Source organism: Streptomyces phyllanthi (assembly GCF_009377205.1).
Classification (GTDB): Bacteria; Actinomycetota; Actinomycetes; order Streptomycetales; family Streptomycetaceae; genus Streptomyces; species Streptomyces phyllanthi.
In genome coordinates this window covers 34,862-48,266 of the sequence record NZ_VJZE01000009.1, presented here as the reverse complement: position 1 = coordinate 48,266, position 13,405 = coordinate 34,862, and the positions used below count along the sequence as shown (strand labels likewise).

13 protein-coding genes are annotated in these 13,405 nt (G+C 66.5%); 4 read left to right on the top strand and 9 right to left on the bottom strand.

All coding sequences use genetic code 11. The features are described 5' to 3' along the window. Positions 1-43: 43 nt before the first annotated feature. From FNH04_RS03145 to FNH04_RS03105, 9 genes are all read right to left on the bottom strand, one after another. Positions 44-1,084 (bottom strand): LacI family DNA-binding transcriptional regulator, encoded by a 1,041-nt coding sequence (locus FNH04_RS03145; protein ID WP_322722537.1) that lies wholly within the window; start codon positions 1,082-1,084, stop codon positions 44-46. A gap of 593 nt (positions 1,085-1,677) precedes the next feature. After that, entirely contained in the window at positions 1,678-2,361 is a 684-nt protein-coding gene (locus tag FNH04_RS03140; protein WP_152780050.1) for an IMP cyclohydrolase, read from the bottom strand. Further along, on the bottom strand, positions 2,358-2,909 hold the full coding sequence (locus FNH04_RS03135) for an orotate phosphoribosyltransferase (protein ID WP_152780048.1): 552 nt from the start codon (positions 2,907-2,909) through the stop codon (positions 2,358-2,360). The genes FNH04_RS03140 and FNH04_RS03135 overlap by 4 nt, the downstream gene beginning before the upstream one ends. Then, positions 2,906-3,589, bottom strand: a complete 684-nt coding sequence (locus FNH04_RS03130; RefSeq protein WP_152780046.1) for a dTMP kinase — start codon at positions 3,587-3,589, stop codon at positions 2,906-2,908. The genes FNH04_RS03135 and FNH04_RS03130 overlap by 4 nt, the downstream gene beginning before the upstream one ends. Positions 3,590-3,591: 2 nt before the next feature. Beyond that, a complete protein-coding gene (locus tag FNH04_RS03125; RefSeq protein ID WP_152780044.1) occupies positions 3,592-4,155 on the bottom strand; it encodes a phosphoribosyltransferase family protein in 564 nt (187 codons plus the stop codon). Next, positions 4,149-5,591 (bottom strand): class I adenylate-forming enzyme family protein, encoded by a 1,443-nt coding sequence (locus FNH04_RS03120; RefSeq protein ID WP_152780042.1) that lies wholly within the window; start codon positions 5,589-5,591, stop codon positions 4,149-4,151. The genes FNH04_RS03125 and FNH04_RS03120 overlap by 7 nt, the downstream gene beginning before the upstream one ends. Next, on the bottom strand, positions 5,588-7,711 hold the full coding sequence (locus tag FNH04_RS03115; protein WP_152780040.1) for a beta-ketoacyl synthase N-terminal-like domain-containing protein: 2,124 nt from the start codon (positions 7,709-7,711) through the stop codon (positions 5,588-5,590). Before FNH04_RS03115 ends, FNH04_RS03120 begins: the two co-directional genes overlap by 4 nt. 11 nt (positions 7,712-7,722) lie before the next feature. Continuing rightward, entirely contained in the window at positions 7,723-7,968 is a 246-nt protein-coding gene (locus FNH04_RS03110) for an acyl carrier protein (RefSeq protein WP_152780038.1), read from the bottom strand. Between the two features lie 52 nt (positions 7,969-8,020). Further along, on the bottom strand, positions 8,021-8,686 hold the full coding sequence (locus tag FNH04_RS03105) for a hypothetical protein (protein ID WP_152780036.1): 666 nt from the start codon (positions 8,684-8,686) through the stop codon (positions 8,021-8,023). Positions 8,687-9,328: 642 nt separating this feature from the next. Between FNH04_RS03105 and FNH04_RS03100 the strand changes: the two genes are divergently transcribed. The 4 genes from FNH04_RS03100 (at position 9,329) to FNH04_RS03085 (ending at position 13,391) form a co-directional block, all read left to right on the top strand. After that, positions 9,329-10,129, top strand: a complete 801-nt coding sequence (locus FNH04_RS03100) for a hypothetical protein (RefSeq protein WP_152780034.1) — start codon at positions 9,329-9,331, stop codon at positions 10,127-10,129. Continuing rightward, positions 10,129-10,638, top strand: coding sequence for a hypothetical protein (locus tag FNH04_RS03095; protein ID WP_152780032.1), 510 nt, complete (start codon positions 10,129-10,131; stop codon positions 10,636-10,638). Before FNH04_RS03100 ends, FNH04_RS03095 begins: the two co-directional genes overlap by 1 nt. A gap of 126 nt (positions 10,639-10,764) precedes the next feature. Continuing rightward, on the top strand, positions 10,765-12,132 hold the full coding sequence (locus tag FNH04_RS03090; RefSeq protein WP_152780030.1) for a condensation domain-containing protein: 1,368 nt from the start codon (positions 10,765-10,767) through the stop codon (positions 12,130-12,132). A 56-nt stretch (positions 12,133-12,188) separates the two neighbouring features. Beyond that, positions 12,189-13,391 carry a class-II aminoacyl-tRNA synthetase family protein gene (locus FNH04_RS03085; RefSeq protein ID WP_152780027.1) on the top strand — a complete coding sequence of 401 codons (1,203 nt, stop codon included), beginning with the start codon at positions 12,189-12,191 and terminating at the stop codon, positions 13,389-13,391. The last annotated feature ends 14 nt before the right edge of the window (positions 13,392-13,405 follow it).

Genomic DNA, 13,405 nt, shown 5'->3' with positions numbered 1-13,405 from the left:
CACCGCACGGGCCCTTCGCGTACCCTCGCCGGGCCCGTGCGGGTCAGCGCCGCCGCGCTTCGCCTTCCGGCGAGGGCGGTGGCGCTCCGGTGCTCGCGCGGACCACCAGCCGGGTGGGGACCAAGGTCTTGTCGATCATGTCGGGCCCGGTACGGCCGATCTTGCTCAGCAGCTTCTGAAGGCTGAGCCGGCCGACCGCGGCGAAGTCCTGCCGCACGGTGGTCAGCGGCGGCCAGAAGGCATGGGTTTCCTCCATGTCATCGAACCCCACCACGCTGACGTCGTCGGGAATCCGGCGGCCGAGCTCGTGCAGGGCACGCATGACACCGAGCGCCATATGGTCGTTCGCGGCGAAGATCGCCGTGACCTCCGGCCTGCGCCCCAGGGTCAGCCCGTGCTCGTATCCGGATCTGGTGGTCCAGTCGCCGTACAGCACCGGGGGCGGGACGATGCCGACGTCCTGCAGGGTGCGCTGCCAGGACTCGACCCGATGGGCCGCGGAGAACGAGGTCGGGGGTCCGGCGATGTGCCATACCTGCCGGTGGCCGAGTTCCAGCAGGTGCTCCGTGGCCTGACGAGCGCCCTGTGCCTGATCGGTGTCCACCACGGTGTAGCCGGGGCCGGTATCGGAGTCGACCACCACCATCGGAACCCCTGGTGGGAGGCTGAACTCCGCATTGTCCAGGAGATGCGCCTCGAAGATGAGGATCACTCCGTCGACGGCCGCCTCGCTGAGCCGGTCGTAGGCACCGGAAACCCTGCCCATGGTCGGGTCCGAGACGGGGATGAGGGTGACGGCGTACTTGGCGCGTGCGGCTTCCTCGGCGATGGCGTCGAGCGTGCGCGTATTGCCGAACGTCCTGAGCGTGAACGTGATGACACCGATCGTGTTGAACCGCCCGCTCTTGAGCGCGCGTGCGGCTCCGTTCGGCCGGTAGCCCAGCGCCTGCATCGACTCCACGACCCGCTGCCTGGTCGCCGGATCGACGTTGCTGTGGCCGTTGGACACGCGCGAGACCGTCTGCGGCGCGACACCGGCGTGACGGGCGACATCCGCCATCGACGGCCGGGGCCGTCTGGACACGGGCTTGTCCCCAATCGCCATGATCCCTTGCTTCCCCTATTTCTCGGGCCCTGGCAACAGCCTAGGCCCACTTCCCGGGCGTCTGCGGTGCGAGAACCCCGGCAGTGAGTCCCCATGCGGACGGCGGCGGCCGGCGGGTTCACCCGGTAGCCGGCGGCGCAGCCCGCGTGGCCGGGCGGAGCGCGGATTGCGGGACACCACCGCCGAGGGGCGCGTCGACGGCCTCAGCCGGCCGGGGGATCGTGCCCGACAACCCTGAGGCCATCGCCTGACTGTACGCGGCCATGGGCTCGCCGGAAGTTGGAAGGTCCATGCCTCGGCCTGCCCGGACAACACGGGGGGCTGGAGGGCGGGCCCGGACCGTACGTCCTCACCGACCTTCGCCGGCGGCAGGGCCCCTCTGCGTCAGGTACGGGGGCGAAGCCGGAGCCGGCCGCCCGCGACGCCACGGCCACCGGCGGCCTGCCCTACCGGATCGAGCAGGCCCTGGGGCCCGCGGGTGGCGGCCGGGGGTCCGCCCCGGTGCGGCCCGTCGCCCCTGCAGTGGAAAGGAAACTGCCGGGACGACTTCGGGCCGGGGGAGGGGGAGGCGGTCAGGAGGCCCGGATGAGGGCGTTGCCCGGGCCCTTTGCGGGATCCAGTACCGCGACCGCGATCCGGTAGCGGTCGTTCAGACCGTTCCAGATCTCCTCCAGCAGTTGTCCCGCGTCCTCGGCTCCGGTGCTCGCCTCGGTGAAGGGCACGGCCACCGAGACGTTCTGACCGTCGGACTGGTACGTCGTCAGCAACACGGCGTCGCCCGGTTCGAGGTCGCGGACGGTGAGCGTCATGATGTTGGTCGATGTGCGGGCACCGCTGCTCGGCCGTGCCGCGCCGAGCACGGCGGTGCGACCTCCGTCCCTGCTCAGGAGGGCCGTGACGCGGGACGTGAGGATGGGCGGGTCGGGCTCGTACTCGAGGTCGTCCAGCGCCTCGGCCGCACAGACGCCGCGCCGCAGCCGGCCGGTCACCGTCGACACCTGTTCACCGTTGCCGAAGACCAGCCAGTCCTCGGTGGCCTCTGCCGCGACGTAGTGGCGCAGGGGGTCGTGTTCCGTCACTGTCGCCGGCGCCACCACCAGCTCGTCCCCGTCGATCCGTACGGCTCGGTCCCGTGAGGCCGGACTGCGCCCGGTGAGGAAGTAGCCACCCACCACCTCGCCCGAGAGGGTGCGTGCGCACAGGACACCGCGCCCCGGATAGGGATTCTCCGAGAGCAACGCTGCGAGATTCTTCATGCTGTACTAGCCGTCCTTGCTGATTTGATCTGGTCCAGGGTCAAAAGGGCGGACAGCGGAACGCCCAGTCGAGCCAAGCGCTCCGCAGCGCCGGCGTGCCGGTCCACGATGACCCACGCGCCCACGACACGGTGCCCCATGCGTCGGAGCCGACGGGTGCTTCGCTCCAGGCTCGCCCCGGTTCCCGCTACGTCGTCGACCAGGGCGAAGCTGCTGCCGGGCGGGACACCGGTGCCCAGTATTCCTGTTACTCCGTAGGGCTTGGACTCGCGTCGCACAATGCGGGACGGTGTGCCGCCACCGTGGCGCAGCGACGCCAGGGAGACCGCGACCGCCAGGCTGCTGCCCGCGGTGGCCTCACCGGCGACGAAGTCGGCGCCGACCTGCTGGACCCGCCGGGCGAGGGCGTCGGCCACGCGCGTGAGCAGTGCCGGGTTCCCCAGCACGCGGTGGCCGTCGAAGTAGTCGGGGAGTACGGTCCCGTCACTGCGCTCGCCCGTGACGAAGGGTGAGGCATCCGCCACGAGGGCGGCCAGCTCAAGGGTCATCTCGCCGACCGGTGGGAGAGCCCGTCCGCCACCCAGCCCGTCACGAGGTCCGCACACTCGTCGATCCCGTGGACGGATGTGTCGATGCCTCTGAGCCAGCCGTCCTTCTCGAGGGTGCGGAAGGCCTGATGGACCCGGCCCATGTGGTCGAGGTCGATCGGCCGGTCCACTTCCTCCGGCCGGGAACGGATGCGCTGGACGGCGATGTCCAGCGGACAGTGCGCGAGGACGCTCAGATCGGGCCGCAGCAGATGCCCGGCTGCTTCCGCGAACCAAGGCTCGAACTGCTGCTCCCGGGCCATGATGTTGGCCATGGTGGTGTACACGTACCGATCGCAGATCACCACACCGCCTGCCCGCAGGTGCGGCATGACGACCGTGTCGACATGGAAGAGCCGGTCGCCCAGTGTCAGCAGGTACAGCGCCCGGTAGAGATCGAGATCGGCGCCGCCGCTTTCGGAGAGGGCCCGGAAGACGCCGTGGGCTCGAGTGGCCGGTGTCGGCTGAAAGGTCGTGAGCACGTCGTGTCCGGTGCTCTGCAGGCGGTGCGTGACCCGATTCAGCAGGGTGCTCTTGCCTGCTCCGTCGGTTCCCTCGATCACCAGCAGGAACCCGGGGTGATCCGGCTCCCGCAGCCGAGGCAGGGGGATGGCCGTGTCGCCGGTCGGTGCCGAGGCCATGGTCAGGCGATCCCTTCGAGTACGTGTACGCCGTCCGGTACGACCTTGATGCTGAGCAACGAGTGCACGGCGACGCCCAGTTCGTCCTCCAGAAGTTCCCGGCCGCCGTTCCCGGCCTTCTCCACCACGACGGCGACGTGCTCCACGGTCGCGCCCTCCGCCCGCACGGCTCGGACGAGTGCCGCGACGGTCCCGCCGGTGGACAGGGTGTCGTCCACGATGCAGACCCGGTCTCCGGCCACGATGCCGTTGACGTGCAGGGTGCTGCGGTCGTACTCGCTCGAGAAGTCGACGCGCAGGCTGGGGAACGCGTAGGTGTAGTGCCGGGCCATGGCGAGCGGCAGACCGGACAGCAGCGAGACGGCCGTGCCGATCGGGGCGCCCTTGTCCTCCTCGACAAGGATCTTGCTGATGGAGTTCAGGTCGACGCGGGCCCGCAGATGCGACGCCACGTACCACAGCAGTTCGGGGCGGAGCGCCGGAAGCTGGTCGCACAGTTCATTGACAGTGGTGAGGTAGGAGCCGGTGTCCAGCACGCCGGCCTTGCGGTACACATCTCTCAGCATGGTGTGACGTCCTTGTCGAAGTGGAGGCGGATGGCGCGGAGGTCCGGCTTTCCCGAGGCGGTGCGCGGCAGTCGGGGAACGACGTGCCAGCGCCGAGGCACCATGACGGGGCTCAGCCGCTCGCGCAGATGACCCGCCAGATGCTCCACGGACACCGTGTCCGGGTCGCCCTCGACGACTGCGGCGACGGCCTCACCGCGCTGGTCGTCGGGAACGCCGAGGACCACGACGTCGTCGACGGTGTGGTGTTCGAGCAGCGCCGATTCCACCGATCTGGGAGAGACCTTGGCCCCCGCCACGTTGATGACGGCCTTGGTCCGGCCGCTCAGGTACAGCAGCCCTCGTTCGTCCAGACGGCCCAGGTCGCCGGTGTCGATCTCGGCACCTTCCGTCGGCGTACGGCTGGGCGTGGGCAACGTCGTTCCTCCGGCACCGACGTAGTGGGTGGGGTTCCCCCTGCGCCTGATGACGATGTGGCCCTGGACTCCTGGTCCGAGGACCCTGCCCTGGTCGTCCACCACATGGATGTCGACGCCGGGCACCGCCGGGCCCACGGACGTCGGGAACTGACGGGAGTGCGAGAGGTTCATCGTCGCGATGCCCCCCTCGGACAGCCCGTACTCCTGGACCAACGGAACACCGAACTGCTCCAGCCACGCCCCGGCGAGGCCTTCGTGGAGCGGGGCACCCCCGGTCATGGGTATCTCCACCCTCGACAGCGCCTCACCGGAGCGACGCCTGTCTCGCATCAGGCTGCGGAAGACGTACGGGGTGCCGCATATGAGCCGTGGTCTGTGGCGTTCGGCCAGCAGGGAGACGGCGGCGGGTTGGAAGAACGGAACGAGCACCGTGGGGGCGCCTGTCACGAGTGCGGCCAGGAACAGCCCCGATGCGAAGCTGTGCGCCACCGGAGTGCCGCAGAGCACGGGAGACGACGGCGTGAGTTTCAGGGCTTCGGCCACCGACCGGGCCTCGTCCAGCAGGTTCTCTTCGCTTCGGGGCACTCCCAGCGCCTCGCCGGTCGTACCGGACGTCAGCTGGACGACCGAGATGTCGCGCCACCACGGGGCGGGCGCCGTGGAGCCGTCCGGCCGACACGGCGTCAGTTCACCCCGCCCGGCCACGACACCCGCGGCCCGGATCTCCGCAGCCTGCCGCAGGACCGAGGCCAGGGGCGTCGCCGAGGGGAAGCTGATGACGGTGACGCCGTTGGACCTCAGCGCCAGGAAGTCGACCACCCACTCACAGTCGCCCGGGCGATGGAGCGCCACGACCGGTGTCGGCATCTCGTGTGCCGCCGGCAGGGCGCGTGCGCGGTGCTTGACCGCACGGTCGAGCTCCTGCCAGGTGTAGGAACGGTCGCTGTCGGCCAGCGCCGGCTGGTGAGGGAGTCGCTGGGCGTGGTCGCGCACCATCGCGACGAAGACATCGCTCATGGCAGGGTCCTCTGATACCGGATGGCCGCCGACGCGGCATGGGGTGCTGTGGTGACCAGGGTCAGCGCACGCGCCTCGCCGGCGAGCAGACGGGCCATGGCCGCCACGTGCTGGTCCAGAGGCGACGCCGCACCTGCCAGGGACCGCAGCACTCGGCAGTGACGGCTTTCGATACCCAGGAACGACTCCTCCTGGCCGGGTGTCAGACCCGAGGCGTCCAGCCAGATCTCCTCGACCGGATCGGACTCGTCGAGAGCCAGTACCGCGGCGTGCAAGGCTGTGGCCGTCCGCTGCCGGGTCGTGGGGGCGAGGCGCCTGTGCCCCGCCACTTCGATCGCCGGGGCACCCGCGGCCGATTCCGCCTCGACCAGTAACACCGTGGCGGCGGCAGGCACGGCCGGTTCCGTGGCCATGCGCCACAAGCGGTTCTCCGGGGCGTCGTAGCCGGCTGCGAGCAGGGCGTCGCACCGGCCGGCGGCCACCAGGTCGATGGCCGACAGCAGCGCTTCCACCCCTGCCGAGCCGCCGATGTAGGACTCGACACGCCCCTGGATTCCGTAGGCGATCGAACATTGGGAGGCGGGCACGTTGAACGTCGACCGGGCGAAGTCCAGGGGATCCACGCCCCGGCCCCGGGCCTTGCCGAGGGCGGCGTGCATACGGGCGTGGTGGGCCTGGCCGCCGAACGCCGTGCCGGTGAGCAGACCTCCGCCACGAATCCTTTCCGCGAGGTCCAAAGTGACCGAGCCGAGCGCCGCGCCGGTTGCCTCGGCGAGGAGTTCCGTCACTCTGTCCGGTGCGACGGTCCGTTCCCATGGGGAGACCCGCGGCGGAGTCGAGGGCTCTGCCGCAGGCGCGAACAGCGTGGTGCGGACACCGTGCACGGAGTCCGCCTGAGCCGCCAGTCGGATGACCACTCGCGCACCGGGGCGGGATTCGAGCTGCCGGACATCCGGCCTGTCCACGAGGACCGTGCAGTTCGCCCCACCGAAACCCGACGCGTGTACCAGTGCGGGGAGGGCAGAGGAATTTGATTGCTCGTTCGTGGCCGAGGAGAGGACCGCGCAGCGGGGATCCATCTGATCGGCGTCGCGGAGCGGAGGAAGCCGATCGCGACGAGCGCATTCCACCGCGGCGATGACCGAGAACAGGCCCGCGGCTCCCTCGGTGTGCCCGCACATGCCCTTGATGGCGGTGGCGCGCAGTGATCCTCCTGCCGGTGCCAGTGTCTTGGCGACCGCATCCGCCTCGGCGATGTCGCTGGCGGCGGACGCGGTTCCGTGCGCGTGGTAAACACGGATGTCCTCGGCGGCGCGCCCCCCGTCGGTGAGTGCCGCCCGCAGCGATCTGGCGATGCCGTCAGCGCTGGGAGTGGTGAGGTGCGAGGCGTCACTGCTGCCGCCCCATCCGGTGAGAGCCGCCAGGGCCGTGGCACCCCGTTTCCTCGCATGCTCGGCCTCCTCCAGGATCACGAAGGCAGCGCCTTCGGCGAGGACGAAGCCGGAGCGACGGGACGCGAAGGGACGCGTGGTCGTGGGGGACAGGAGCCTCATCGAGTGGAAGCCGGCGAAGACGACCTCGGTGAGTACGTCCACGGCACCGACCGCCATCAGGGGCGTTTCCTGGCGCCGAATGCGTTCCATGGCCCAGGCCACCGCCCCCGTTGAGGCGGCGCAGGCCGACGAAGTCGTGCAGTGAGGGCCGTCGAGCCGCCACTCCTCGGCGAGAACGAGGCCAGGACCTTGCTTGAGCAGGAGCACGGCATCGTCTTCTGCTGCCGTCGACAGCCGCCCTGGATCGAGCGATTCACCGGGAAGGTGCCAGCCGGCACTCGTGGAGGCCAATGCCAGACCACATTCCGGAAACCGGCCGCGTTCCACATCCGCATCGTCCATGGCCTCGGTGAGTGCCTGGAGTGCCAATGCGTGAGGAAAGTCCCGGGCGCCAGGGCGAATATCCGGGGTTTCCGCATGGTAAACGCCGTGAATTCTGTAGTTCTCGGTCGAGAAGGTTTTTGGTTCCTCCGTATCCCGCCCTTCGTGCAGACCGTTGATGAAAGCATTCAATCCATTACCGAAAGGCGATACACAGCCGATCCCCGTGATCACGACTTGAGGCATGGGTGATTACCTCATCCCTTCCCCCGATGTCGATCCACCAGTTCGGCGAGATCCTTTACCGTGCGAACTTCTGCCAGTTCCTCATCGTCGATGCTCACGTCGAAGCAGTTCTCGACGTCCACGACAAGAGAGAGTTGCTCAAGCGAGTCGATCCCAAGGTCGGACAGCGTTTCCGACTGCTCGATGTCACGCCCTGCCAGTGCCTGGCTGTGTTTCCGGATGAGATCGCACACGGTGGAGTAAGTTTCGGGCTTCATATTCACTGCTCCCCGTTACGGTTCAGCTGTGACTCCTACGGATTCCTTCGCGTCAGTGGAATGCGGGGTCGACCCTGCCCATGTGCAGCAGCCCCAGTTTCGTCTGACGGTCGGGACCGTAGGTGTTGTAGAAAGTGCCGTTGGGCACGTCGAAGATGCGGGCGTTCGGTTGTCGGGCGGGCCCTCGGACGAACAGCGTGATGCACGCCTCGTCCTCGCTCTCGTTGATGACCTGGTGCGCGCGGCCGGTCGGGAGGGAATTGGTCTGCCCCTGCTCCAACACGTGATCCCGGATCTGTGACACCCGGCAGGTCCGCTGCTCCTCGTCCAGGTCCCGTACCTCGAACTGCCGCTCCCGGTAGGAGCCGCTGAGCATGATCGTGCTGCAGTCCCACTTGTGGCAGTGGACCTTCTCCACCGCACCGCCGTTCTGGCGCTTCGACTTGAAGCGGTGCAGACGCACTCGGAACCGGTCTTCCGGGTCGATGTAGACGACGAACTTGTCCATGAGAATCCTTGGATAGTTCATATGCGGCGCCAAGGACCGGAACAGGTCGTCATCACCTGCAATCTCCTCGGTGCGGGCCTGGAGGATGTGGCGGTTGCGGCCGGCCTCCCCGAGGATCTCCTCGACCACCGGAGCTTGCTCTTCGAGATACTTGTCCGAGGACCAGTCAACCTCTTTTTCCAGCGCTTGCACAAAATTTTGCCACTGCACGACGCTTCCTCATCCCTTGACCGTGGAGTTGATTGAGCAGTCACGAATGCGTCTTCATTCCACGTCGCCGCTCCAGCCTGCTTCAGTGCGCCCAACACAAGCAATGCCACCAGAAACGATGAAGACATGTATCTTGATTAGCCAAATCTTAGACAAGCGCTTTCTTGAAACGATGTAGATGTAAGCATGCCTGTCGATCAAGCGCAAGAGGGTGCTCACAGATCTCATGTAGCAGGCAGTCTTGACAGCTTGAAGCGGGAGACTGAAGAGTGGTCCGCTGGCTCGGCCGGAAAGGTAGCGATCGGCGTCCACTCCGCGTTGCAACCGTTCGATTGGTCGAACTCGAAGCGCCGATTACCAAGAGGTTGCACGCACACGTTGCAGGTGTCCGCGACATGGGTCCTGGAACGGTGCTCCCGGTCCGCTTTGTGTATCTGTCCCTCTGGATGCGGAGAAGAGCAGACGATGCAAGTGACCCACCATGAGAGCCGCCCATGGAGCGTGATGCGTCCCGGCGAGGCTCTCTCTGTGGTCGGACTGTCCGCGGACGAGGTGCGCACCCTTGTGGAAGCGGAAGCGGCGGGCGGGCACGCGTACATCGTCGGAGCCCTGGCGTCAGGGCTCGGCAACTCGGCCAGCGACGTGGACATCCATGTGCTGCGCCCAGGGCTTACGGAGCACGCGGGGCCACGCATGTTCCGGGTTCGGGGGGTCGCGGTCGATATCGAGGACTTCCCTCAACCGTGGCCCGGTGAACTCGCCGGCAGAGCGGCGGCGGTCGCGACGGTGGACTTCCCGGCGGGCTCGATCGCACTCGAGTCGCCGTTGAACCGTCAGGAGCAACGGAGGGCCGGCCGGTGGATGCACGCGCTGCCGCTCGACGCGTCGTCCCCGCCGGTGCTCGGCGACGGGGACCGCCCGCACGTTCTGGCGCTGCTGACCCGAGTGGCGTTCGACCGGATGGTGACCCTGGTGGGACTGGCCCGTCTCTGCGACGCATCGTCACTTCCACGGTCGGCGGGCGATCATCTGTGGCGGCAGGCCGCACGCCAGCTGCTCGAACTGCGCTGTCGGCTGATGGGCGACGCCACCACAGGTGACAAGTGGCTGTCCGCCCGCTCCCGACGGCTGAACCTGAGCCGGCCCTCGTTCACGGGCGACCGGGAGTTCCGCACGGCCCTTGCGGCATCCGGACTCCCGGAGGTGGACGCGTGGCAGCTGGCTGCTCTGCGGCCGGCGACCGGGACCCGTGAGGCATCGCTCGCGGGAAAGTCCTACCTGATGAACCGTCATGATCGCCTGCTCGCCGAATGGACGGCGGCGAAGGGCCCGGTCGGCGAACTGGTGCCGGTGTACGGGGCCGATTGCCTGGTGCGGGCGGTGCGGCGCGCAGAACTCGATCTCATCGTCGACCAGTCGGTGTTTCAGGAGGTGGTCCGGTAGTGGACGCGGATCTTCTGGGCGATGAGGGGCTCGACGCAGGGTGGGTGATCTCCCACGGGGCGAACGCGGCGTGGCAGTACGCGCAATCGGTCCAGGCCTCGCTCGAGGACTTGACCGCGGCGCGCGACGAGGGGGACTGGGCGCTGTGCGTGGAGTCGTGCGCCATGGCCCTCAGGGCCATCGTGTACTGCCGTCGGCTGATGAGGGGCTTCAACGGCGGGCTCGTGGAACCGGAGTTCCAGCTCCACCTCGCGACCTGCGAAGACTCGGCGGCGCAGGCGCTGCGAGCGTTGCCGTGCCCGCTCGACGCGGGAGAGGCCGAGGCGATCGCCTCGGTCGCACGGGTCGAGGCCGAGGACAGCGCGTTGAGACGGAAGCTTCCCTTCGACGTGCCCGTTGTGCGCACCCCGGAAGGCCGCTGGGAGGCCATGCGTATCTCGGCGACCCTGGTCCGCTGGCGACGCGAGCGTGGTCTCCACCACGTGGACTGGCGACAGGACGGACTGTGACGGGCCCCGTCGCCTGAGGTTCATGGACCCGTCGGCACCGGTCGGCGTACCTCAAAGATTCGGCAAGGCACCTCCTCAAACAGGAGAAAGAGAACAGCAGTGAGGTTGCAGCAAGTGTCCTCTCCCATGCGAGCCACGACCGTCCATACGATCTCTTTCTCCGGCGAAGGGTCGGGCAACCATCCGCTGACCTGGGCCCAGAAGTGGCTGTGGCGGACGATCGACCTGAACGCGCCCCGCATAGAAAGAATGAACATGCGAGCCACCATCGAGATCCCCTCCGGGATCGATCTCGATACGGTGATCGAAGCGGTCAGGGAGCTGATCAGTCGCCATCAGACACTGAGAACTCGCTTCTACGTCGACGAGAACGGAACTCCCCGGCAAGCGACAGCAGGACATGGAAACCTGCGGCTAGAGGTATATGAAACCGATGGGACAGAGCTCTCTGAGTTCACGCGCCGAGTGTCGGACAGTATTTCAGAGACTCCCTTCACGCCTCCCGAAATATCCGTTCGCCCTGCCATTGTCACGCAAGGTGGGACGCCGAGTCGTGCGGTCCTCAGCATCTTTCACATGGCGATTGATTCATGGGGTCTCAATAGACTGGCCAAGGACTTCGAACAGGTACTCCAAGCATTGGCATCGAAGGCCGATCTGCCACCCCGGGACATCCTGACTCATCCGTCCGAGCGAGTCGACTTCGAGCGTACGTCCGCCGGAATGGGCCGATCGGCGGCTTCTGTGCGCTACTGGGAGGAACAACTGGGACTCTTCGCACGCGACTGCGCTCCTGAGGCCCGAAACGCACCTGAACACCCACAGTTCAGGGAGGTGTGGATCAACTCGCAGGCGCTGTCAGTGGCCAGCCGTGCGGTGGCACACACACTCGGTGTCAGCGTCAACGCCGTGTTCACCGGTCTGGCCGCCCATCTGCTCAGTGAGCGCACGGGTCACCCAGGAGTCGGTTTCCTGGTGTTCAATCACAACAGGTACGGCCGGAAGTGGGCCGCCATGTACGGAACCCTGACGCAGAACTTTCCGCTGTACGTTGCCGTCGACGGCCGGCCCCTTGTAGATGTGATCAGGACCGTCCACCCCTTGATCTCCAAAGGGATTTTCTACGGCCAATACGATCCGGATGATCTGGCCTCGGCGATGGCGGAGCTATCGGAACGAAGAGGCTTCATGCCGGACATCTCCTGCGCGGTCAACATCATGGCCGAGGCGTCAGATGCCGCAGGGGATCTCAGTGGTGATCCGGCCGAGCCGGCTCGGGCAGCACAAGAGGCGCTGCCGGCGACAAAAGTCTACCAAGGCGCTGGGCTGGAGCACGAGGACATGAACTTCTACCTTTCCGTCTCGTCCAGAACCGGCGATACCACGGCCTACTTGAGGGCTAATACAAAGATGTTCTCCAGCGGTGACATCGAGGCTTTCCTGAGAAGCATGGAGCAGTCCCTCGTGGACGTCCTGGTCCGCCCGGATCGTTAGTTCGGGTAGCCGTTCCCAGCATTTTGGCACCCTAACCAACACCGAGAGGTGACAGCGTGCACGACTATTCAGTGCCTCTTCAACCGCCAGTACCTCTGCGCTTGTCCGATGAACTTTCCAAGCGGATCTTCTTTGTCGCGGAGGAGATCGAGTCGTTCACTTTGAAGACTGGCTCCACCGGTGTAGAAGCTGTGCAAGTGTCCACCTCGCGCTCCGTCGACTCAGCTGAACTAACGCGAAAAATAGGTCAGATGGTGGCCAGTGACGTGCTCCCGCAGCGAGCGATCAGGAGTCGCGAGATATGGCGTTCCCCGCACCAAGAGAGAACCCGTGACGACGTTTTCGAGGAAATGCTTGCTACAGGCTCTGTCACCGAAAGCGGAGAAGGGCAGTTCGGTTTCGGCGAGCCATTCATCGGTCTTGTCTCCTACCTGGACAAAACATTCAGCGATATTGCGGTGGACCGCTTCGGAGCGGAGTTGCGCACCTACCCGGCCCTGATTCGGACGGAGGTGCTGTCCCGCAGCGGTTACATATCCTCGTTTCCACAGTTCCTACTGACCGCCAACCGTCTTCACAGTGATGCCGACCACTATCAGGACTTCGTCGGCGAAATTGAATCGGCAGCTTCCGCGGAAGACTCGGGTGCGCTCGCGGAAAAAGCTCTGGAGCGACACGGTACTCACGCCGGCTATGTTCTGTCCCCCGCGGTCTGCTATCACGTCTACCAGCAGTACGCGGGAGCACTGATCTCCAGCCCGGGCAAAGCCGTGACGGCCGTCGGGAAGTGCTTCCGGCACGAGTCGCGCTATCACCGGTCGCTGGAACGCCTATGGGAGTTCACTATGCGAGAGGTGGTTTTCATCGGCACCCGAGAATATGTGGCTCAGGCGCGCCATGACATCATGGCAGCCGTTTGGGAAGTGATCGAGGAAATGGGGTTGCCGGGGCGCTGTGAGACCGCAAGCGATCCCTTCTTCCTCAATGTTCAGGCCGCTCAGAAAGTATGGTCCCAGCGGGCTCTCGAACTCAAGTACGAGCTTCAGCTTCCGGTTGGCGGCGGTCGAAGTGTTGCAGCAGCCTCCTTCAATGTTCATGGACAGAATCTGGGCAGTGCGTTCGATCTGCGCAACCCGGACAGCGCTGCTGCTTTCACCGGGTGTGCCGCGTTCGGTCTCGAGCGAATCGCCTATGCCTTTCTGTGCCAGTTCGGCCTGGATCCCGGCAACTGGCCCGACCGGGTCCGCAGCGGCATATGAGGAACGATCAAGGT